This is a genomic window from Pseudomonas sp. ES4, assembly GCF_050586665.1.
GTDB classification, from domain to species: domain Bacteria; phylum Pseudomonadota; class Gammaproteobacteria; order Pseudomonadales; family Pseudomonadaceae; genus Aquipseudomonas; species Aquipseudomonas frederiksbergensis.
Window position 1 is genome coordinate 89,246 of the sequence record NZ_JBOBDO010000014.1, and the last position, 21,619, is coordinate 110,864.

Genomic DNA, 21,619 nt, shown 5'->3' on the forward strand with positions numbered 1-21,619 from the left:
CGGCATTATACGGAGCGCCCCAGTGGCGGCCAGCCCCCACATCAATTACCGACACTTGTAGGAAGAAGACTAAGAAAACCGAGGAAAATGCCCACAACGTGACTGGAAAAGTCATTGCGCTCAGTTAACATGCGCGCCAATTGTTCGCTATCAAGGATGTGTTGTGTCGTTTGGCTCTCCATCACCGCGCTCGCCGTTGGTACTGGCACTGCTCTTCAGTTCGCCATTGCTGGCCGACGACTTGTTCCTCGACAGCGAGCCGCTGCCGCAAGTATTGACCGCCACGCGGCTCAAGCAGTCGCCGGCCGCGGTACCGGGAAGCATGACGGTGATCGACAGCGAACTGATCAACGCCAGTGGCGCCCGGGACATCAGCGAGTTGCTGCGACTGGTACCGGGAATGATGGTCGGCAACATCAACGGCAACCAGGCGGCGGTGAACTATCACGGCACCAATGCGAGCGAAGCGCGACGCCTGCAAGTGTTGATCGACGGCCGCTCGGTATACCGCGCAGGCCTGGCCACGGTGGACTGGAGTGACATTCCGGTGGCCCTGGAAGACATCGAACGCATCGAAGTTTTTCGTGGCCCGAACACCGTCAGCTATGGCGCCAATGCGCTGATGGCGGTGGTCAATATCCTCACGCGTAACCCGGCCGACAGCCACGGCACGCGGATGAAAGTCAGCCGTGGGCAGCGCGGCATCGACGACTTTTACGCCAGCCAGGGCGTGGGCTGGGACGGCGGCGACTTGCGCCTGTCGCTGTCCGGCCAGCAAGACAACGGCTTCGACTCGGACCGCAACGGCACCGATTACCGCGACAGCCGCCGCTTGAACCGCTTCAACCTCGCCGTCAGCCAGACGCTCACGGAAAACCAGAGTATCGACTGGCAATTGAATGCCAAAGAGGGGAGCAACCAGCGGCCGTATACCTACCGCCCGGTCTTCTCTGGGATTACCGATGCCGGGAACAATTCCGACGTCATCGCCAAGGACTATGCCGGTTCGCTGCGCTGGAACCTCGACATCAATCCCGATCACAGCCTTTACGTTCAGGGCTCGGCACAGCACTGGGATCGCCAGCAGACCTGGCGTGCCTGCGATGCCGAGGTTTCGTTCAGCCCGCAGTTGACCGAACTCTGGCAGCTCAACCCGAATTACACCGAACGCCTGGCGCGCAACATGGAGCGCTACACCGGTCCCGGCGCACCCGCAGGTGATCCGACCCAGCGCGCACTGGCCAATCAAGTGCTCGACCAATGGCGCAACGGCGCCCGGCAAACCCTCTGTGGCGATATTGACCAGAGCACCCGGGAATCGCGCTACGACCTTGAATTGCAGGACACCCTCAGCCTGTCCGACAGTCTGCGGCTGGTCAGCGGCATGAACTATCGTTACGACCGGGCAAATTCCGAGACCTACTTCAATGGCACCCTCGACGACACCACCTGGCGGGCGTTCGGCCAACTCGAGTGGCGCGCCACCGAGCATTGGTTGCTGCAGGGTGGTGCGATGTTCGAAGACACGCAATTGATCGGCAGTTCGCTCACCCCGCGGGTGGCGGTCAACTACCTGATCAACCCGCGCCATGGCCTGCGCGCGGTGTACTCGGAAGCCATCCGCTCGCCGGACATGTTCGAGAACAACGTCAACTGGAGCTATCAGGTGAAGAGCCTGCGCCCCGGCGCCTATGGCCAGTCCAGTGCCCGTTATTTCGTCAAGACCCGTGGCCCCGGCGACCTCGAACAGGAACACATGCGCTCCCGGGAGCTGGGCTACAACGGCTACTTTGCCGAAGCGGGGCTGGCGGTCGATGTAAAACTGTTCTACGACGAAATCACCGGGATGATCAGCGAACCGTTGCGCAACAATCAGTACATCGCCAGCAACTCGAACAGCGCACGCTTCTCCGGGGCAGAAACCCAACTCGACTGGCAAATCAGCAGCGCCGATCGCCTGCGTCTGACCTATGCCTACGTCGATGCCGAGGCGAGCAACCCTCAGGATGCACAACAAACCGCGCGAAACAGCGGTTCCGCCGGTTGGCTGCGCACCTGGGGCCATGGCTGGAACAGCGCGCTCTTCTACTATGGGGACGATGCCCTGAACGGCTACCGCTTCGAACGGGTCGACACGCGCATCGCCAAACGCATCGGCCTGGGCAAGGCCAGCCTGGAACTGGCCGGGGTGCTCCAGCAACGCCTCGACAACCAGCCCACAACCTTCCTCGACAACAACTACGACGAGCGCCGAGTGCTTTACTTCAGCGCAGAGTTGGCGTTCTAAGGTGCTGTGTAGCCCGTCACGCAAAACGCCAATCCTTGGCCGCCTGCTGGCCGGGTTGTGCCTGGTGTTTACCGGACTGCTGAGCAGCCTGCCGGCCAGCGCCGCGGACATTTTGCTGACCGGGGCGGAGGACAGCCCGGCCATGCAATCCTTCACCCAGGCCCTGAGCACCTTGCGGTCTGCCGATAACGTGCGCTTCCAGCCGCTGGCCAGTCTGCCGGCGCCAGGCAAGCTGCCCGCCGGGACCCGTTTGATTCTGCTCGATCTGCCGAGCCTCGACTGGCGTCTGCAAGACGCCCAAGGCCCGGCGACGCTGGTGCTGCGCATCAGCCGCCTGCAAGCCCGCCAGCGTCTGGGGACCACCCTGCCCCCGCGCCTCAGCCTACTCTGGAGCGACCCGCCGCTGGACCGCCAATTGCGCCTTACCCGATTGCTGCTGCCGCAGGTCAAACGGGTCGGCGTGCTCTTTGACAGCCACAGCGAATTCCTTTTGCAGGAATTGCATCAGGCCGCCCACTCCCTGGGCCTTGAGGTGGTCACCGAGCGCTGGGACAACACCAACGACAGTCGGCCGTTGCAGAACTTGCTGAAGAACAGCGACGTGTTGCTGGGCCTCGACGATCCCGACCTGTACAACCCGAAAACCGTGAAAAACCTGTTGCTCAGCAGCTATGCACGGCAAATGGCGCTGATCGGACCTAACGCCGGGTTCGTCAGGGCCGGGAGCCTGGCCAGCACCTACAGCGATCAGAGCGATTGGCTGGCAATGCTCGACGAACTGCTCGACCGGCCACCGGCCACCTGGCCTCGCGCGCACTACCCGCAACGCTTCAAAGTCTTGAGTAACGCGCAAGTGGCTCGTTCATTAGGTATTGAACAGATGGACGACGCGTCTGTCGCAACACAGTTGGCCGAAGGAGAAAATCGCCCATGACCTTCCGTCGCCGTTGGGACATCAACACCCGCACACAAATCATCAGCCTCGGCCCTGCCCTGTTGCTGACGTTGCTGTTGATCAGCTTCTTTACCTTCGTGCGGATCCAGGACCTGCGTCAGGAGCTCAATCACACCGGGCAACTGATCGCCAACCAACTGGCGCCGGCTACCGAATACGGGGTGATCTCGGGCAACAACGAGGTGCTCGACAGTTTGCTCAAGGCGACCCTGGCCACGCCCAATGTGCGCTTTCTGGAAGTCCAGGACAGCGCCAACCGGATTCTGGTGTACGTCGAGCAACCGTCGCAAACTCACAACCGCTCACACCAGGTCGAAGTGTTCCAGGCCCCCGTGCGGCTGCAACGCATCCAGCTGCACAATGATTTCCTGCAGGGCAGCCGCGTCGCCAACGCGGCGCCCACCGAGGATTATCTGGGTCGGGTGATCGTCGGCCTGTCCAATGACGCCTTCAGCCAGCGTCAACAGGAAATCCTGCTCAAGGCCGGGATCCTGGCGCTGTTCGCCCTGCTGTTCACCTTTCTGCTGGCCCGGCGCCTGGCCGGCAGCCTGTCGCAACCGATCCGCGACATCGGCAACGCGGTCAAGGCGATTCAGGACGGCGACTACAAAACCCCGCTTCCGATCGTCGACGACACTGAACTGGGCGCGCTGTCGCAACACATCAACAACCTCGCCAACGGGCTCGAACAAGCCAGCCGCGAACAGCATCAAGCGATGGCGCAGTTGATCCAGACGCGCGAGGAAGCGGAAAAGGCCAACAACGCCAAATCCGATTTCCTAGCGATGATGAGCCACGAACTGCGCACGCCGATGAATGGCGTGCTGGGCATGCTGCAACTGCTGGAAACCACCGAGATGACCGAGGAGCAGGTCGAATACGCGGCGCTCGCCTCGGAGTCCACCGAACACCTGCTCAAAGTCATCAACGACATTCTCGATTTCTCGCGCATCGAGCGTTCGGAACTGGAGCTGGAGCACATTCCATTCAACCTCGCAGACCTGATCGGCAGTTGTGCCCAGTCGTTCTCGCACAGCGCAGCGCAACGCGGGCTCGACCTGGCGCTGTCGATCCCGGACGACATGCGCGCGTTGCAGGTGCAGGGCGACCCGACGCGGATCCGGCAGATCCTGGTCAACCTGATCGGCAATGCACTGAAATTCACCGAACAGGGCCGCGTCAGCATCGAACCGCAATGGCAATCGCTGGACCACGAACTGCTGTGGTTCACCTGCACTGTGCGCGACAGCGGGATTGGGATCTCGGCTGAAAGCCTGGAATTGATGTTCAACGCCTTCCAACAGGCCGACAGCTCTATTTCCAGGCGATACGGTGGCACCGGGCTGGGCCTGCCGATTGCTCGCACGCTGGCTGAACGCATGGGCGGCACGTTGCGCGCCCAGAGCGAGGAAGGTCGCGGCTCGGTATTCACCCTGGAAATCCCGCTGGCGCTCTATAAACAGACGCCACCCGTGCTGGCGCCACGTACACCGACGGGCAGCGGTGATGGCGAAGGGCGCAACGTGTTGCTGGTGGAAGACAATCCGGTCAATCAGACGGTCATCGAAGCAATGTTGCGCAGTCTGGGCTTTACTGTCAGCGTCGTCACCGATGGCGCGCAGGCCGTGCGCAGTGCGGAGAGTCTGATTTTCGAAGCAATTCTGATGGATTGCCGGCTACCGATCATCGACGGCTACGAGGCCACCCGACAGATTCGCCAATTACCCGGCTGCACAGACTTGCCGATCATCGCGCTGACCGCCAACGCCTTGCAGGGCGACCGCGAAGCCTGTTTATCGGCGGGAATGAACGATTACCTGGCCAAGCCCTTCAAACGCACAGATTTGCAGCAAATTCTGCAGCGCTGGGTGCAGTAGTGCAGGCCTTTCGGCTATCTGCGACTGGCGTGAAAGGCGAAAGTGCGGCAGTCTTAGGCACCCGAACAGGCCCGAAAAGGGGCTTGAATAATAATTTCAGTGCACAAGTGTACATTCATGTCCTTGGTGCTGTGACTTTCACCACAACGCAATAGTCTATGAGTAGGCTGCTGACTCGAGGCATGAACGCTTCGATCGGCCGGGAAGATTTGCCCCACCTGCCGCATGGGACTATTGAGGAGCTCGCATGACCCAACAAAACGCCTTTACTCGGGAAGACCTGCTGCGCTGCAGTCGCGGTGAGCTGTTCGGCCCAGGTAACGCACAACTGCCCGCCCCGAACATGTTGATGGTGGATCGCATCACCCATATCAGCGCCGAGGGTGGCAAGTACGGCAAAGGTGAATTGGTCGCCGAGCTGGATATCACTCCGGACCTGTGGTTCTTCGCCTGCCATTTCGAAGGCGATCCGGTGATGCCAGGCTGCCTGGGCCTCGACGCCATGTGGCAACTGGTCGGTTTCTTCCTCGGCTGGCAAGGTCTGCCGGGCCGCGGTCGCGCCCTGGGTTCGGGCGAAGTGAAATTCTTTGGTCAGGTTCTGCCGACCGCCAAGAAAGTAACCTATAACATTCAGATCAAGCGTGTACTGAAAGGCAAGCTGAACCTGGCCATCGCCGATGGTTCGGTCAGCGTCGACGGCCGCGAGATCTACACCGCCGAAGGCCTTCGGGTCGGCGTTTTCACCTCCACTGACAACTTCTAAGGGTTATCCGCATGCGCCGCGTCGTTATCACTGGTCTGGGCATCGTTTCGTGCCTGGGCAATGACAAAGAGACCGTCTCCGCTAACCTGCGTGCAAGCCGCCCTGGCATCCGGTTCAACCCGGAATATGCCGAAATGGGTCTGCGTAGCCAGGTTTCCGGCTCCATTGACCTTCCCCTCGAAGAGCTGATCGATCGCAAGATCTTTCGCTTCGTCGGCCACGCGGCGGCTTACGCCTACCTGGCCATGAAAGACGCCATCGCCGACTCCGGTCTGACCGATGAGCAAGTCTCCAATCCGCGTACCGGCCTGATCGCCGGTTCCGGTGGTGCCTCCACGCTGAACCAGATGGAAGCGCTGGACATCCTGCGCGAGAAAGGCGTGAAACGCGTTGGCCCATACCGTGTAACGCGGACCATGAGCAGCACCGTTTCCGCTTGCCTGGCCACGCCGTTCAAGATCAAGGGCCTGAACTACTCCATCGCATCTGCCTGCGCCACCAGTGCTCACTGCATCGGTAACGCCATGGAACAGATCCAGATGGGCAAGCAGGACATCGTGTTCGCCGGTGGCGGTGAAGAAGAGCATTGGAGCCAATCGTTCCTGTTCGACGCCATGGGCGCACTGTCCAGCCAGTACAACGAAACCCCGGAAAAAGCTTCCCGTGCCTACGACGCCAAGCGTGACGGTTTCGTCATCGCCGGCGGTGGCGGCATGGTCGTGGTCGAAGAGCTGGAACACGCTCTGGCCCGTGGCGCGAAGATCTACGCGGAAATCGTTGGCTACGGCGCGACCTCCGACGGCTACGACATGGTCGCTCCAAGCGGCGAAGGCGCCATCCGCTGCATGCAGATGGCCATGTCCACCGTTGACGCTCCGATCGACTACCTGAACACCCACGGCACCTCGACTCCGGTCGGCGACGTCATGGAAATGAAAGGTGTGCGTGAAGTGTTCGGTGACAAGGCTCCGGCCATCAGCTCCACCAAGAGCCTGTCGGGTCACTCCCTGGGCGCCGCCGGCGTTCACGAAGCGATCTACTGCATGCTGATGATGGAAGGCAACTTCATGGCGGGTTCCGCCAACATCGACGAACTGGACCCGGAAGTGGCTGACATGCCGATCCTGACCAAGACTCGTGAAGACGCCACCATCAACACCGTGATGAGCAACAGCTTCGGCTTCGGTGGCACCAATGCCACGCTGGTACTGAAGCGCTGGGCCGGTAAGTAATACCCCGCCCTTCTAAGCTGCACACAAAAACGCCCCGACTGGTTCGGGGCGTTTTTTTGTGCCTGAAAGATTGAACACCGCAATCCTGTGGGAGCGAGCCTGCTCGCGATGACGGCACCACATTCAACATTTCTGTATGAATGAGACCGCTATCGCGAGCAGGCTCACTCCCACAGGTTTTGTGTGAAGCCAGACATTTTCGTCAATGCGAACATGAAGCTTTTGTCATGAAACCCAGCGGCCTGCGACCAAATGCCACGTGTTTCAAGGGCTGCAGGATTTTCTCTGATTTTGCAAAAAACCGTTACCAGACTCGGCCATTTACTTAGCAGGCTAACCAAACCTATAACGGAGTCCTGCACACGCCTTGCTGCAGATAACAGAGATTGGAGCTAGCAGATGACTGTAAAAGTAACTGAACGCGACGATTCACATAAATCCCACGAAGGCATAGCCGCCGGTCTCCGGATCTGGGACGTGCATCAACAAGACATGCTGGTGGGGATGTTCCACTCCGAAACCGATGCCCACAGCTACAAGGCCGAGCTGGAAAAACTGGAGCAGCAACGAGCGCTCCAATCCGCATAAGCAATGACAGCATTAAAAACGACAAACCCCGCCATGAGCGGGGTTTGTCGTTGTTGCAGCCTTTATCGACTTACCACATCAGATCGTCCGGGATCTGATAGGCCGCGTACGGATCGTCTTCGGCAGCGACTTCTTCGGTCTTCACGTTCATCTGCACGATACGCTGTGGATCGCGCTCCTGGATCTTCAGGGCCGCCTCACGCGGGATCACTTCATAACCGCCGGCATGGTGCACGATGGCCAGCGAACCGCTGCTGAGCTTGTTGCGCATCAGCGTGTTGACGCAGATGCGCTTGACCTTCTTGTCGTCGACGAAGTTGTAGTAGTCCTCGGTCGTCAGCTTCGGCAGACGCGAGACTTCGATCAACTGTTTGACCTGGGCTGCGCGAGCCTTGGCCTCGGCCTTCTCCTGTTGCTGACGGTTCAGCTCCTGATCGCGCTTGACCTTCTCGGCCATGGCTTCCTGAGCCGCCCGCTGCTGCGAGTCATCAAGTTCGATCTGACCTTTGTGGGCCAGACGCTGCTGTTTCTGCTTCTCTTTGCCGACCTGTTTGGCCTGCTTCTGGTTGACCAGCCCTGCTTTGAGCAACTGGTCGCGAAGGGAAATGCTCATGGTGCTTATTACTCACTTAGGCAACTGCTCAACCGCAGCTGGGCAAATTCTTTTCCTGACGTTTGGCTTCGCCCCACAAGGCGTCCAACTCTTCGAGGGTGCAATCTTCTATGGGACGGTGGGTGTCGCGCAATGCCTGTTCGATAAAACGGAAGCGTCTTTCGAACTTGCTGTTGGCGCCACGCAGTGCAGTTTCGGGATCGACCTTGAGATGACGCGCCAGATTGACCACGGAAAACAACAAATCACCGACTTCATCGGCAATCGCTGCCGAGTCATTGTCGGCCATGGCTTCGAGCACTTCATCGAGCTCTTCGCGCACTTTGTCGAGCACCGGCAAGGCGTCCGGCCAGTCGAACCCGACCTGCCCCGCGCGCTTCTGCAGCTTCGCCGAACGGGACAATGCCGGCAGTGCTGCGGGTACGTCGTCAAGCAAGGACAGCTGCATTGGCGTGGATGATTTCTCGGCGCGCTCTTCGGCCTTGATCTCTTCCCAGCGCTGCTTGACCTGATCTTCATTCAGCCGCGGAACATCCAGCGGCGCGTACAGATCACCGGTAGGAAACACGTGCGGATGACGACGAATCAATTTGCGGGTGATGCTGTCGATGACGCCGGCGAATTCGAAGCGCCCTTCTTCCCGCGCCAGCTGGCTGTAATAAACCACCTGGAACAGCAAATCCCCCAACTCACCCTGCAAGTGATCGAAGTCACCGCGCTCGATGGCGTCGGCGACTTCGTAGGCTTCTTCAAGGGTGTGCGGGACGATGGTTTCGTAGGTTTGCTTGATGTCCCACGGGCAGCCATATTGCGGGTCGCGCAGACGGCTCATCAGGTGCAGCAAGTCTTCAAGGCTGTACATCAATCATGTCTCATCACAAAAACCTGTGGGAGCGAGCCAGCTCGCGATGATAGCGGACTGGCAGACAACACAGATGTCGACTGAAATACCGCCATCGCGAGCAGGCTCGCTACCACATTGGTCATCTTCAAGGCGTCCGGTTACGGCGGGTTTCGATGATGTTCGGCAACTGGGAAATCCGCCCCAGCAACCGTCCCAATGCATCCAGCCCCGGAATCTCGATGGTCAGGGACATCAACGCGGTGTTGTCCTCTTTGTTCGAGCGGGTGTTGACCGCCAGCACGTTGATCCGCTCGTTGAGCAGCACTTGCGAAACGTCACGCAGCAGGCCGGACCGGTCGTAGGCGCGGATGATGATGTCCACCGGATAGGTGAGTACCGGCACCGGCCCCCAGCTGACCTGGATGATCCGCTCGGGTTCGCGGCTGCCCAGTTGCAGCACCGAGGCGCAGTCCTGACGGTGAATGCTCACGCCGCGGCCCACGGTGATGTAACCGACGATCGCATCCCCCGGCAGCGGCTGGCAGCAGCCGGCCATCTGGGTCATGAGGTTGCCGACGCCCTGGATCTGGATGTCGCCGCGCTTGCCCGGTTTGTAGCCGGTGGCCTTGCGCGGAATCAGTTCCAGCTGTTCGTTTCCCCGTTCCGGCTCGACCAGTTGTTGCGCCAGGTTCACCAGTTGCGCCAGACGCAAATCGCCTGCGCCCAACGCGGCGAACATGTCTTCGGCCACCTTCATGTTGGCCTTTTCGGCCAGCTTGTCGAAATCCACTGCTGGCAGACCGAGGCGACTGAGTTCACGCTCCAGCAAGGTTTTACCAGCGGCGACGTTCTGGTCGCGCGCCTGCAACTTGAACCAGTGAACGATCTTCGCCCGCGCCCGCGAGGTGGTGATGTAACCCAGGTTCGGGTTCAGCCAGTCGCGGCTCGGGGTGCCGTGCTTGCTGGTGATGATCTCGACCTGTTCACCGGTTTGCAGGCTGTAGTTGAGCGGCACGATGCGCCCGTTGATCTTCGCGCCACGGCAGTTGTGACCGATTTCGGTGTGTACGCGGTAGGCGAAGTCCAGTGGCGTCGCGCCCTTCGGCAAGTCGATGGCGTGACCGTCCGGGGTAAAGATGTAGACCCGGTCCGGCTCGATATCGACCCGCAGCTGTTCAGCCAGGCCGCCGATATCGCCCAACTCTTCATGCCACTCGAGGACCTGACGCAGCCAGGAGATTTTCTCTTCGTAGTGGTTGGAGCCGGACTTGACGTCGGTGCCCTTGTACTTCCAGTGCGCGCACACGCCCAGTTCGGCTTCTTCGTGCATGGCATGGGTGCGGATCTGCACTTCCAGCACCTTGCCCTCGGGGCCGATCACTGCGGTGTGCAGCGAGCGATAGCCGTTCTCTTTCGGGTTGGCGATGTAGTCGTCAAATTCTTTCGGGATGTGCCGCCACAGGGTGTGGACGATACCGAGCGCGGTGTAGCAATCGCGCATTTCCGGCACCAGCACGCGAACGGCGCGCACATCGTAGATCTGGCTGAATTCCAGACCCTTGCGCTGCATTTTGCGCCAGATCGAATAGATGTGTTTGGCCCGGCCGCTGATGTCGGCATCGACGCCGGTGGCGGTCAGCTCATTCTTCAACTGGCTCATCACATCGCTGATGAAGCGCTCGCGATCCAGACGTCGCTCGTGGAGCAACTTGGCGATCTGCTTGTACTGATCGGGCTCAAGGTAGCGGAAGGACAAATCCTCCAGTTCCCACTTGATGTGACCGATACCGAGACGATGAGCCAAAGGTGCGTAGATGTCGAAGACTTCACGGGCGACGCGGTTGCGTTTTTCGTCATCGGCGGTTTTCACCGCACGGATGGCGCAGGTGCGTTCGGCCAGTTTGATCAGCGCAACGCGAACGTCGTCGACCATGGCGACCAGCATCTTGCGCAGGTTTTCAACCTGGCCCTGCGTGCCCAGCACCAGGGATTGGCGGGGGCTGAGGCTGGCGCTGATCGCCGCCATGCGCAACACGCCGTCGATGAGTTTGGCGACCACCGGGCCGAAGCGCTGGCTGATCGCCGGCAACTCGATCTGGCCTTCGCGCACGCCGCGATACAGGATCGCGGCCACCAACGAATCCTGATCGAGTTTGAGGTCGGCGAGAATCTCGGCGATCTCAAGGCCCGTACGGAAACTCGAGGTCCCTTCGGACCACAGGTTTTTCGCCGCATTGGCTTGTTGTTCAGACGCACGAGCAAACTCGCACGCTTCCTTCAAGGCTTCGCGATCCAGTGCCGGATCGACACTGACCGCATGATCGAGCCAAGCCTCGAGATTGATACTGCCGTCGGTGTTGATCGGCTGGTGTGCTCTCACCTGTACCATCTTGCTTACCTTCCCTACGACGCAGATTCAATGCGTCAAATCGCTGACCTTCGTTGCCCGTGTGCCCACGTAAGGGCTAATACGCGGCTGCACGGGCGGGCCAGTCGGACCAGACGAGCCGTCCTAGCTCGCTTCAAATAACGCCATGGCCTCGACATGTGCCGTCTGAGGAAACATATCGAGAATCCCGGCACGTTTTAACCGGTAGCCCTGCTTGATCAATTCGACCGTATCGCGCGCCAGCGTTGCCGGATTGCACGACACATACACCAACCGTTTGGCGCCCAGGGACGCAAGCTTGCGCACTGCCTCGAAAGCACCGTCACGCGGTGGGTCCAAGAGTACCGCACAAAAGCCTTCGCGCGCCCATTCGGCATCGGTCAAAGGCTGGGATAAATCGGCCTGAAAAAACTGCGCATTATGAAGATTGTTGCTAGCAGCGTTCGCGGCTGCCCGCTCGACCATCGCCTGCACACCTTCCACCGCCACCACTTCGCGAACGACCTTGGCCAGCGGCAAGGCAAAGTTACCCAAGCCACAGAATAGATCGAGAACGCGTTCATCCGCCGTCGGCTTCAGCCACTCCAACGCCTGGGCGATCATCGTTTCGTTGACCCCGGCGTTGACCTGGATGAAATCTCCCGGTCGGTATGCCAGGTCCAAATCCCACTGTTCCAGTCGATAACCCAACGACTGGTCAGCCTCGACCGGTTGCGGTTCACCGTCACCGTGCAGCCACAACTGGGCTTCATGGAACGCGCAGAAATCCTTGAGGATCGTCATGTCGGCGTCGGACAGCGGCGCCATGTGCCGCAGCAGCACCGCCAACGACGAACCGCTGAACAACTCCACATGCCCCAGCGCCTGAGGTTTGCTCAAGCGCCGAAGCATTTCCGGCAAGCGGGTCATGATTGGTTGCAAGGGCTGTACCAGCACCGTGCATTCGTTGATCGCAACGATGTCCTGACTGCCAGCGGCGCGGAAACCGACTTCGAGTTTTTTCGCCTTCATGTCCCAGCGCACCGCCACTCGGGCGCGACGCCGATAACCGAATTCCGCACCGCTCAACGGCGCGGCCCACTCTTCGGGTTCAACACCGGCGACCTTGGACAATTGCTCGGCGAGCATGCGCTGTTTCAGGGCGAGTTGTTCGTTGTGCGGCAAATGTTGCACGCTGCAACCGCCACAGCGACCGGCATGCGGACATGGTGCCGGGCGGCGCAGTTCGCTGGCCTGGAACACCCGCTCAGTGCGCGCCTCGACCACTTTGCCGTGGGCACCCAACACGCGTGCTTCGACTTCTTCACCGGCCAATGCACCGATGACGAACCAGGTGCGACCTTCAAAAAACGCGATACCGCGACCGTCATTAGCCAGGCGCTCGATACTCAAGCGCTGCTTTTTGCCAGTCGGAATTTGCGGGGCCTTGCTGCCGCCGGTGGGCTGGAAGCGCAGGCCTCTCTCTTGCTTGGCCATCAGTTGGGCGCGTCGAAAATGCCGGTCGACAAGTAACGGTCGCCACGGTCGCAGATGATCGCGACGATCACCGCGTTTTCAACTTCTTTGGACAGGCGCAGCATCGCTGCCACCGCACCGCCTGAGGACACGCCGCAGAAGATGCCTTCTTCGCGGGCCAGACGACGGGTCACGTCTTCGGCTTCGCTTTGCGCCATGTCGACGATCCGGTCCACGCGCTCGGCCTGGTAGATCTTCGGCAGGTATTCCTGCGGCCAGCGACGAATGCCCGGGATCGCCGAGCCTTCCATTGGTTGCAGACCGATGATCTGCACGCTCTCGTTCTGCTCTTTCAAGTAGCGCGAGACGCCCATGATGGTACCGGTGGTGCCCATGGAGCTGACGAAATGGGTGATGGTGCCTTCGGTCTGACGCCAGATTTCCGGGCCGGTGGTGGTGTAGTGCGCTTCGGGGTTGTCCCCGTTGGCGAACTGATCCAGCACCTTGCCGCGGCCTTCGGCTTCCATGCGCTGGGCGAGGTCGCGGGCGCCTTCCATGCCCTCTTCCTGGGTCACCAAAATCAGCTCGGCGCCATACGCCGTCATCGCGGCTTTACGCTCGGCGCTGGAGTTGTCCGGCATGATCAGGATCATCTTGTAACCCTTGATCGCGGCGGCCATCGCCAGGGCGATCCCGGTGTTACCCGAGGTCGCTTCGATCAGCGTATCGCCGACGTGGATCTGCCCGCGCAATTCAGCGCGGGTGATCATCGACAGCGCCGGACGGTCCTTGACCGAACCCGCCGGGTTATTCCCTTCGAGCTTGAGCAAAAGGGTATTGCTGGTGGCGCCAGGCAGGCGCTGCAAACGGACCAGCGGAGTGTTGCCGACGCAATCGGCGATGGTTGGGTACTGCAAGGTCATGGCGTATTCGCAATCCAGACTGCGGGGGCGCCTATCATACCGGCAAACCTTCGAAGGCCATATCACGCAAAGTACGGTGCTTATGGTTTATGGGAATAAGGGGCTGGATCAGTACTCTTCGCCTTGCGCGACATTCAATGCATAGAACTCATGCAACTTGGCTTGCAACAACTGTTTGTCCGGTAGCTGCACCTGGTATTCAGCGATCAGCGCTGGCGACAAGCTGCGGTTAAGGGCGTACTCGACCACCTCGTCATCCTTGCTGGCACACAGCAACACACCAATGGCCGGGTTTTCGTGGGGTTTGCGCTCTTTGCGATCCAGCGCTTCCAGATAGAAGTTCAGCTTGCCCAAATACTCCGGCTCAAAACGGCCGACCTTAAGCTCAATGGCCACCAGGCAGTTGAGCCCACGGTGGAAGAACAGCAGATCCAGGGCGAAATCACGCCCGCCGACTTGCATCGGGTGTTCAGAGCCGACAAAACAAAAGTCGCGACCCAGTTCGATCAGAAACTCCTTGAGGCGCGCCAGCAACCCTTTATGCAGATCGGTTTCGCCATGGCCGGAGGGCAAGTCGAGAAACTCGAGCATATAGGCGTCGCGGAACACGTTCAGTGCCTCAGGGTGAGTTTGTCTCAGCACTGCAGAGGCTTTTGCTGGTTGGGTCACGCTTCGCTCGAACAGTGCAGCTTTGAACTGACGCTCCAGTTCACGCTTCGACCATTTTTCCTTAACTGCCATACGCAGGTAGAACTCCCGCTCCTCCGGCAGTTTGCCCAGGCTGAAGATGACTAGATTATGAGTCCAGGATATTTGTCTCACCAGCGGTGAGACTTTCTCGTCGCCGCGATAAGTTTCGTAGAATTGACGCATGCGAAACAGATTGGGGCGGGTAAACCCACGCAACCCCGGTTGAGTCTGAGCCAGATGCTCGGCCAACTGGCTGACCACAGAATCGCCCCATTCGGCTTTTTCCAGCTTGCGACTGATGTAAGCACCCACCTGCCAATACAGCTCGATCAACTGGGTATTCACCGCCTGCATGGCCTGCTGCTTGGCACTTTGAATCAGCGCAAGCACTTCATTGAAACGGTCTTCGGTTGTGCTGCCGGGGACGCTGGGTGCAGTCATGCCGAACTCCTGGAGGACGAAGGAAAACGCGAGTCTATTCCGTCAAATCAGGCTTAAGGTGTCGGCAATGACCTTTAGGAAAGGTCGTACAAAATAACGGGAACGCTCCGGCAAAGTTAGAACGGTTGTAGCTGGGAGGGCCTCATCGCGAGCAGGCTCGCTCCTACAGGGTTAGGGGGGTGATCACACCATTTGCGGCCGACACCCATCCAATGTGGGAGTGAGCCTGCTCGCGATAGCGTCGTCACTGACTCCACCGTCATCCGCCACCAACCGCATATTCAGCCGCAACCCCGCCCCAGAATTCTCAGCCCAAAGCAGCCCACCCTGCCGCTGCACCGCATTCCTCGCAATGCTCAACCCCAAGCCAAATCCACCATCCCCCGGCCGCGATCCGTCGAGTCGGATGAACGGCGAGAAGATCCGTTCCAGATCTTCATCAGCCACCCCGCCACCCTCATCCTCCAGCCACACGTGCCAGAAGTCGCCATCGCGCCGCCCACCCAAACGCACAACGCCGCCCTGCGGTGAATGACGAATGGCATTGCGCAGGATGTTTTCCAGCGCTTGAGCCAACGTATTGAGATGGCCGCGCACCCAGCAGGAAGAATCCACCGCGCACTGCAACTGGCTCGCCGGCCAGCCACTTTCATAGCAGGCATTTTCCGTGAGCATTTCCCACAACGCCTGAACCTGGATCGATTCGTCGGGCAACCGAGTGCGCTCGGTGTCGAGCCAGGCCAGTTGCAGGGTGTCTTCGACCAGTCGCTGCATGCCATCGACCTCTCGGCCAATGCGTTCGCGCAATTGCGTCAGCCCCTGCTCGCTTTCGCTGGCCACCCGCAGGCGACTCAGTGGCGTGCGCAGTTCGTGGGACAAGTCGCGCAGCAGTTGTTGTTGCAGGGCCACTGTGCTTTGCAGACGCTCGGACATGTGATCGAAGGCTCGACCCAGTTCACCCAACTCATCCGGGCGATTGGTGATACGGCTCGACAACCGCACGTTCAACTGGTCGGCACGCCAGGCATTGGCCTGTTCGCGCAGACTGTTCAAAGGCACAACCAGCAACCGATACAGTCCGACGCACAGCAGCAAGGTGAACAAGCCGGGAATCACCCCGTTGGTGATCACCCGCCAGATCACCCGGTAACGGCCGGGCACGAAACGCTGGGGCAGTTCGATCACCAGACTGCCAGCGGACGGATCCTTGGGGAAAGGCACTCTCAACCATGGCAATCCTTTGGTATGGCGACTCGTCGGCCAATCCAGACCGCGCAAAAAGGTCAGGCGCCGGGTTTCTTTTTCCGTCAGCGGGTAACTGCTCAATGACTGCAAATCGCCGCCAATCACACCGACCCATGTCGACTCGCGATGGCCCACGCCGTGCAACCATTCATCGACGCCTGCACTCTGGCGCTTATTCCACGCCTGCTCCGCCTCGGCGGCGTAGCGCATCAGCGTGCCCCGTGCCTCGTCGGACAGGAACAGGTTTTTCTTTTCCATGTAGCGGCCCCAGGACCAACTGAGCCAGATCATCAGCAGACAGAACGCCACCAACAAACACGCCAGTTTCCAGAACAGCGAATGCCTGCCCGGCAGCTCAGTCCACTTCATCGACAGCACTCAATACGTAACCCTTGCCCCACACCGTGCGCACTTCGCGCTCGAGGTAGCCGACAGCCTTGAGCTTGCGGCGGATCTGACTGATGTGCATGTCGAGGCTGCGGTCATGGGGCGCGTAACCGCGCTGCAGCACATGCTGGTAGAGGAAGGCTTTGCTCAGGACTTCATCGCCATTGCGGTTCAGCGTTTCCAGCAGCCGGTATTCGCTGCGGGTCAGGCCGGCGGCGTGTTCGCCGTAAAAGACATCACAGCATTCATCGTCGAAACGCAGGCTGTCCGCCGAAGGGGTAATCGGTGCCGGCGCTGGCCGGCGGTCGAGCGCGACCCGTCGCAGGATCGCTTCGATGCGCACCCGCAACTCGACCATGCTGAAGGGCTTGGGCAGGTAATCATCGGCGCCCAGGCGAAAACCACTGATGCGATCCGCCTCGGCACCGAGCGCCGACATCAGTACCACCGGGGTGGAATGGCTCTGGCGCAACTGCGTCAGTACGTTCAGCCCATCCAGGCCCGGCAGCAGAATATCCATCAGCACCACGTCGAAAGCTTGCTGGCGAGCGATGGTCAAGCCTTCCAGTCCGTTCTGGCACCACGTCACCTGAAAACCGCAACGTCCCAGATGCTCATGAACATAAGCACCGAGTACGAGGTCGTCTTCTATAGACAGGATACGAGGATGGCCAGCAGTGATGGGAGTCATGACTATCTGCAAATAATTCTCAGTTGGCGATTATTAAAGATTGCCTCGCTGCGGGCAACACAAGGTTTGCCCGTAAGGTAAAAGTGTTGATCCAGCCGACGAATGCCGACATCAATTTTACGAAGATTGCCCGCCTGCAAATCGCTACACTGCGCAAATGGCGCGTGCTGGACGTACGTGCAGGTCGTTAAATCGCTGGATGCAGGAGAGATGCGTGCTCAAAAAACTTGGAATTAAAGGCCGCGTGTTATTGCTGACCCTGTTGCCGACCAGCCTGATGGCCTTGGTTCTGGGCGGTTATTTCACCTGGATGCAGCAATCCGACCTGCAAACCCAGCTCATGCAGCGTGGCGAGATGATCGCCGAACAACTGGCGCCGCTGGTGGCCCCGGCCATGGGCCACAAGAACACCGAGCTTTTGGAACGCATTGCCACCCAATCGCTGGAACAATCGGACGTTCGCGCCGTTTCGTTCCTCGCCCCCGACCGCTCTTTGTTGGCCCATGCCGGGCCGACCATGCTCAATCAGGCGCCGGTCGGCAACGGTGCGCAGATGCTGCGCCGCAGCGGCAATGACGCGACGCGTTACTTGCTGCCGGTGTTCGGCAAGCACCGCAATCTGGCCGGCGACCTGATTCCCGACGAAGCCGATCGCCTGCTGGGCTGGGTCGAGCTCGAACTGTCCCACAACGGCATGCTGCTGCGCGGTTACCGCAGCCTGTTCGCCAGCCTGTTGCTGATCGGCGCAGGCCTGGCCGGTGCGGCGCTGCTGGCGTTGCGCATGGGCCGGAGCATCAATCGGCCGCTGAGCCAGATCAAGCAAGCGGTAGCGCAACTCAAGGACGGTCATCTGGAAACCCGCCTGCCGCCCCTCGGCAGCCAGGAGCTGGACACACTGGCGTCCGGCATCAACCGCATGGCCGGCACCCTGCAGAACGCGCAGGAAGAATTGCAACACAGCATCGACCAGGCCACCGAAGACGTGCGCCAGAACCTGGAAACCATCGAGATCCAGAACATCGAACTGGACCTGGCGCGCAAGGAAGCCCTTGAAGCCAGCCGGATCAAATCCGAGTTCCTGGCCAACATGAGCCATGAAATCCGCACGCCGCTCAATGGCATTCTCGGCTTCACGCATCTGCTGCAAAAAAGCGAACTGACCCCGCGCCAGCTCGACTATCTGGGCACTATCGAAAAATCCGCCGACAGCCTGCTGGGAATCATCAACGAGATTCTCGACTTCTCGAAAATCGAGGCCGGCAAACTGGTGCTCGACAATATCCCGTTCAACTTGCGCGACCTGCTCCAGGACACGCTGACCATCCTCGCCCCGGCCGCCCACGCCAAGCAACTGGAGCTGGTGAGCCTGGTTTATCGCGATACGCCGCTGTCATTGGTAGGCGATCCGCTACGGCTCAAGCAGATCCTCACCAACCTGGTCAGCAATGCGATCAAGTTCACCCGCGAAGGCACCATCGTCGCCCGCGCCATGCTTGAGGAAGAGCACGAAGACAGCGTGCAACTGCGCATCAGCATCCAGGACACCGGCATCGGGCTGTCGAACCAGGACGTGCGCGCCTTGTTCCAGGCCTTCAGCCAGGCGGACAACTCGCTGTCCCGGCAACCGGGTGGCACCGGTCTGGGGCTGGTGATTTCCAAACGCCTGATCGAACAGATGGGCGGCGAGATCGGTGTCGACAGTACGCCGGGCGAAGGCTCGGAATTCTGGATCAGCCTGAGCCTGCCCAAAACCCGCGACGACGCCGAAGACCTGCCCGGTCCGCCGTTGCTCGGGCGTCGCGTGGCCGTGCTGGAGAACCACGAACTGGCCCGCCAGGCATTGCAGCATCAACTGGAAGACTGTGGCCTCGAAGTCACTCCGTTCAATACCTTGGAAAGCCTGACCAATGGCGTGACCGGCGCGCATCAGACCGATCAGGCGATCGACCTGGCGGTGCTCGGCATCACCAGCAACGACATGCCACCCGAGCGCCTCAACCAGCACATCTGGGACCTCGAACACCTGGGCTGCAAGGTGCTGGTGTTGTGCCCGACCACCGAACAGACGCTGTTCCACCTCTCGGTGCCCAACCCGCACAGCCAGCTCCAGGCCAAACCGGCCTGTACCCGCAAGCTGCGGCGGGCCTTGTCCGACCTGGTCAACCCGCGTCAGCACCGCAGCGAACCCGGCGAACCGGTGTCCAGCCGCGCGCCAAAAGTGCTGTGTGTCGACGACAACCCGGCCAACCTGCTGCTGGTGCAAACCCTGCTCGAAGACTTGGGCGCCAAAGTCCTCGCGGTGGAAAGCGGCTACGCGGCGGTCAAGGCGGTGCAGACCGAAACCTTCGACCTGGTGCTGATGGATGTTCAGATGCCCGGCATGGACGGGCGGCAAAGCACCGAAGCGATTCGCCAGTGGGAAAGTGAACGGCATTGCACGCCGCTGCCGATCGTTGCCCTCACCGCTCACGCCATGGCCAACGAAAAACGCGCGCTGCTGCAAAGCGGCATGGACGATTACCTGACCAAACCGATCAGCGAACGGCAACTGGCCCAAGTGGTGCTGAAGTGGACCGGCCTGGCGCTGCGCAATCATGGGCCGGAGCGCTCCAGCGACAGCCACGGTGGCGGTCATGAGTTGCAGGTGCTCGATCACGAAGAAGGTTTGCGTCTCGCTGCCGGCAAGGCTGATCTGGCAGCGGACATGCTGGCGATGCTGCTGGCGTCGCTGGAAGCCGATCGCGAGGCGATTCGCTTCGCCCGGGAAAACAACGACCACAACGCCCTGATCGAGCGCGTCCATCGCCTGCACGGCGCGACCCGTTATTGCGGCGTCCCGCAACTGCGCGCCGCCTGCCAGCGCAGCGAAACCCTGCTCAAGCAACAGGACCCCAAAGCCCCCAGCGCGCTGGAAGACCTCGACCGGGCCATCAATCGCCTGGCCGCCCATGCCCGTATAAATGCCTGATGCAACGCAATGGCGCCGACCACCATCAGCGCTAAGCTCACCGGACTCTGTAGCAGCTGGCGAAGCCTGCGTTCGGCGACGTAGTCGTCGTAAAATCAGGCGCTACGGTCTTTCAGGTAAACCGCGTTTGCCGGATTTACGACGACTACGTCGCCGAACGCAGGCTTCGCCAGCTGCTACAAAAGCGTGAAAAGCGTGAAAAGCGTGAAAAGCGTGAAATTTTCCAGGAGGACCGCATGCGTACGATTCTTTTCAGTAGCCAGACCTACGATCGCGACAGTTTTCTGAGTGCCGACCTGCCCGCCGGCATTGAACTGCACTTTCAATCAGCGCGACTGAGCCTTGATACGGTGGCGCTGGCGGAGCATCACGACGTGGTCTGTGCCTTCATTAATGATGACCTCAGTGCGCCGGTGCTCGAACGCCTGGCCGCGGGCGGCACACGCCTGATCGCCCTGCGTTCGGCTGGCTACAACCATGTCGACCTGGCAGTGGCAAAACGTTTGGGGCTGGCGATTGTGCGCGTCCCGGCCTACTCGCCCCACGCAGTGGCGGAACATGCGGTGGCGCTGATCCTGGCGCTAAACCGACGCCTGCACCGCGCCTACAACCGCACGCGCGAAGGGGATTTCAGCCTGCACGGGCTGACCGGCTTCGACCTTGTGGGCAAGACCGTCGGCGTGGTCGGCACCGGGCAGATCGGCGCGACCTTCGCGAAAATCATGAACGGCTTTGGCTGCCAATTGCTGGCGTACGACCCTTTCCCCAACCCGCAAGTCGAAGCGCTCGGCGCCCGTTACCTGAGCCTGCCGCAACTGCTGGCCGAGTCGCAGATCATCAGCCTGCACTGCCCGCTCAACGAACAAAGCAAACACTTGATCAATCGCGAGTCCCTGGCGCATATGCAAGCGGGTGCGATGCTGATCAACACCGGCCGCGGTGGCCTGGTGGACACGCCGGCGCTGATCGACGCGTTGAAGGACGGTCAACTGGGTTATCTGGGGCTGGATGTGTATGAAGAGGAGGCGCAGCTGTTCTTCGAGGACCGTTCCGACCTGCCGCTGCAGGACGATGTGCTGGCGCGGCTGCTGACCTTTCCGAACGTGATCATCACCGCTCACCAGGCCTTCCTCACCCGCGAAGCCCTAGGCGCGATTGCCGCGACTACCCTGCAGAACATCGCCGCCTGGGCAGCAGGCGCGCCTGCGAATCTGGTAACGGCTGACTGAACCAGATCGAAGGTCATACGCCCGCTCCATGCTGCGCTGATG

16 protein-coding genes are annotated in these 21,619 nt (G+C 60.3%); 8 read left to right on the plus strand and 8 right to left on the minus strand.

All coding sequences use genetic code 11. The features are described from left to right. Positions 1-163 precede the first annotated feature (163 nt). The 6 genes from ACQ4OB_RS16910 (at position 164) to ACQ4OB_RS16935 (ending at position 7,702) form a co-directional block, all read left to right on the plus strand. The gene (locus ACQ4OB_RS16910; protein WP_430956076.1) at positions 164-2,287 is read left to right on the plus strand and encodes a TonB-dependent receptor plug domain-containing protein; all 2,124 of its coding nucleotides are present in this window, start codon (positions 164-166) and stop codon (positions 2,285-2,287) included. Between the two features lies 1 nt (position 2,288). Then, complete coding sequence (locus ACQ4OB_RS16915; protein ID WP_430956077.1) at positions 2,289-3,221, plus strand: ABC transporter substrate-binding protein; 933 nt, start codon at positions 2,289-2,291, stop codon at positions 3,219-3,221. Beyond that, complete coding sequence (locus ACQ4OB_RS16920; RefSeq protein ID WP_430956078.1) at positions 3,218-5,119, plus strand: ATP-binding protein; 1,902 nt, start codon at positions 3,218-3,220, stop codon at positions 5,117-5,119. Before ACQ4OB_RS16915 ends, ACQ4OB_RS16920 begins: the two co-directional genes overlap by 4 nt. Positions 5,120-5,366: 247 nt before the next feature. Next, positions 5,367-5,882 (plus strand): 3-hydroxyacyl-[acyl-carrier-protein] dehydratase FabA, encoded by a 516-nt coding sequence (gene fabA / locus ACQ4OB_RS16925; protein ID WP_008148022.1) that lies wholly within the window; start codon positions 5,367-5,369, stop codon positions 5,880-5,882. Positions 5,883-5,893: 11 nt separating this feature from the next. Further along, a complete protein-coding gene (gene fabB, locus ACQ4OB_RS16930; RefSeq protein WP_074879109.1) occupies positions 5,894-7,114 on the plus strand; it encodes a beta-ketoacyl-ACP synthase I in 1,221 nt (406 codons plus the stop codon). A 399-nt stretch (positions 7,115-7,513) separates the two neighbouring features. After that, positions 7,514-7,702: a hypothetical protein gene (locus ACQ4OB_RS16935; RefSeq protein ID WP_430956079.1), complete on the plus strand. Its 189-nt coding sequence runs from the start codon at positions 7,514-7,516 to the stop codon at positions 7,700-7,702. 70 nt (positions 7,703-7,772) lie between these two features. On the opposite strand, the gene ACQ4OB_RS16940 is transcribed toward ACQ4OB_RS16935, so the two are convergent. From ACQ4OB_RS16940 to ACQ4OB_RS16975, 8 genes are all read right to left on the minus strand, one after another. Further along, complete coding sequence (locus tag ACQ4OB_RS16940; RefSeq protein ID WP_008148015.1) at positions 7,773-8,315, minus strand: DUF2058 domain-containing protein; 543 nt, start codon at positions 8,313-8,315, stop codon at positions 7,773-7,775. A 28-nt stretch (positions 8,316-8,343) separates the two neighbouring features. Then, the gene (mazG, locus tag ACQ4OB_RS16945; RefSeq protein ID WP_074879113.1) at positions 8,344-9,177 is read right to left on the minus strand and encodes a nucleoside triphosphate pyrophosphohydrolase; all 834 of its coding nucleotides are present in this window, start codon (positions 9,175-9,177) and stop codon (positions 8,344-8,346) included. A gap of 127 nt (positions 9,178-9,304) precedes the next feature. Beyond that, positions 9,305-11,548, minus strand: coding sequence for a GTP diphosphokinase (gene relA / locus ACQ4OB_RS16950; RefSeq protein ID WP_430956080.1), 2,244 nt, complete (start codon positions 11,546-11,548; stop codon positions 9,305-9,307). A gap of 123 nt (positions 11,549-11,671) precedes the next feature. Then, positions 11,672-13,024, minus strand: a complete 1,353-nt coding sequence (gene rlmD, locus ACQ4OB_RS16955; protein ID WP_430956081.1) for a 23S rRNA (uracil(1939)-C(5))-methyltransferase RlmD — start codon at positions 13,022-13,024, stop codon at positions 11,672-11,674. After that, positions 13,024-13,926, minus strand: a complete 903-nt coding sequence (gene cysM / locus ACQ4OB_RS16960; protein ID WP_008148007.1) for a cysteine synthase CysM — start codon at positions 13,924-13,926, stop codon at positions 13,024-13,026. Before cysM ends, rlmD begins: the two co-directional genes overlap by 1 nt. A 108-nt stretch (positions 13,927-14,034) precedes the next feature. Further along, positions 14,035-15,057 carry a PDDEXK nuclease domain-containing protein gene (locus ACQ4OB_RS16965; RefSeq protein ID WP_430956082.1) on the minus strand — a complete coding sequence of 341 codons (1,023 nt, stop codon included), beginning with the start codon at positions 15,055-15,057 and terminating at the stop codon, positions 14,035-14,037. A gap of 183 nt (positions 15,058-15,240) precedes the next feature. Beyond that, a complete protein-coding gene (locus ACQ4OB_RS16970) occupies positions 15,241-16,671 on the minus strand; it encodes a histidine kinase sensor domain-containing protein (RefSeq protein WP_430956083.1) in 1,431 nt (476 codons plus the stop codon). Then, positions 16,658-17,380: a response regulator transcription factor gene (locus ACQ4OB_RS16975; protein WP_430956084.1), complete on the minus strand. Its 723-nt coding sequence runs from the start codon at positions 17,378-17,380 to the stop codon at positions 16,658-16,660. The genes ACQ4OB_RS16970 and ACQ4OB_RS16975 overlap by 14 nt, the downstream gene beginning before the upstream one ends. 214 nt (positions 17,381-17,594) lie before the next feature. Here ACQ4OB_RS16975 and ACQ4OB_RS16980 point away from each other — a divergent pair, with 214 nt between their 5' ends. Both ACQ4OB_RS16980 and ACQ4OB_RS16985 read left to right on the plus strand, forming a co-directional pair. After that, a complete protein-coding gene (locus tag ACQ4OB_RS16980) occupies positions 17,595-20,348 on the plus strand; it encodes a response regulator (RefSeq protein ID WP_430956085.1) in 2,754 nt (917 codons plus the stop codon). Positions 20,349-20,584: 236 nt separating this feature from the next. Further along, positions 20,585-21,577: a 2-hydroxyacid dehydrogenase gene (locus ACQ4OB_RS16985; protein ID WP_430956086.1), complete on the plus strand. Its 993-nt coding sequence runs from the start codon at positions 20,585-20,587 to the stop codon at positions 21,575-21,577. Positions 21,578-21,619 lie beyond the last annotated feature (42 nt).

Coding starts and splice junctions, on each gene's coding strand:
- ACQ4OB_RS16920 (WP_430956078.1), top strand. CDS start 3,218: ATGACCTTCCGTCGCCGTTGGGACATCAACACCCGCACACAAATCATC.
- fabA (WP_008148022.1), top strand. CDS start 5,367: ATGACCCAACAAAACGCCTTTACTCGGGAAGACCTGCTGCGCTGCAGT.
- fabB (WP_074879109.1), top strand. CDS start 5,894: ATGCGCCGCGTCGTTATCACTGGTCTGGGCATCGTTTCGTGCCTGGGC.
- ACQ4OB_RS16935 (WP_430956079.1), top strand. CDS start 7,514: ATGACTGTAAAAGTAACTGAACGCGACGATTCACATAAATCCCACGAA.
- ACQ4OB_RS16940 (WP_008148015.1), bottom strand. CDS start 8,315: ATGAGCATTTCCCTTCGCGACCAGTTGCTCAAAGCAGGGCTGGTCAAC.
- mazG (WP_074879113.1), bottom strand. CDS start 9,177: ATGTACAGCCTTGAAGACTTGCTGCACCTGATGAGCCGTCTGCGCGAC.
- relA (WP_430956080.1), bottom strand. CDS start 11,548: ATGGTACAGGTGAGAGCACACCAGCCGATCAACACCGACGGCAGTATC.
- rlmD (WP_430956081.1), bottom strand. CDS start 13,024: ATGGCCAAGCAAGAGAGAGGCCTGCGCTTCCAGCCCACCGGCGGCAGC.
- cysM (WP_008148007.1), bottom strand. CDS start 13,926: ATGACCTTGCAGTACCCAACCATCGCCGATTGCGTCGGCAACACTCCG.
- ACQ4OB_RS16965 (WP_430956082.1), bottom strand. CDS start 15,057: ATGACTGCACCCAGCGTCCCCGGCAGCACAACCGAAGACCGTTTCAAT.
- ACQ4OB_RS16970 (WP_430956083.1), bottom strand. CDS start 16,671: ATGAAGTGGACTGAGCTGCCGGGCAGGCATTCGCTGTTCTGGAAACTG.
- ACQ4OB_RS16975 (WP_430956084.1), bottom strand. CDS start 17,380: ATGACTCCCATCACTGCTGGCCATCCTCGTATCCTGTCTATAGAAGAC.
- ACQ4OB_RS16985 (WP_430956086.1), top strand. CDS start 20,585: ATGCGTACGATTCTTTTCAGTAGCCAGACCTACGATCGCGACAGTTTT.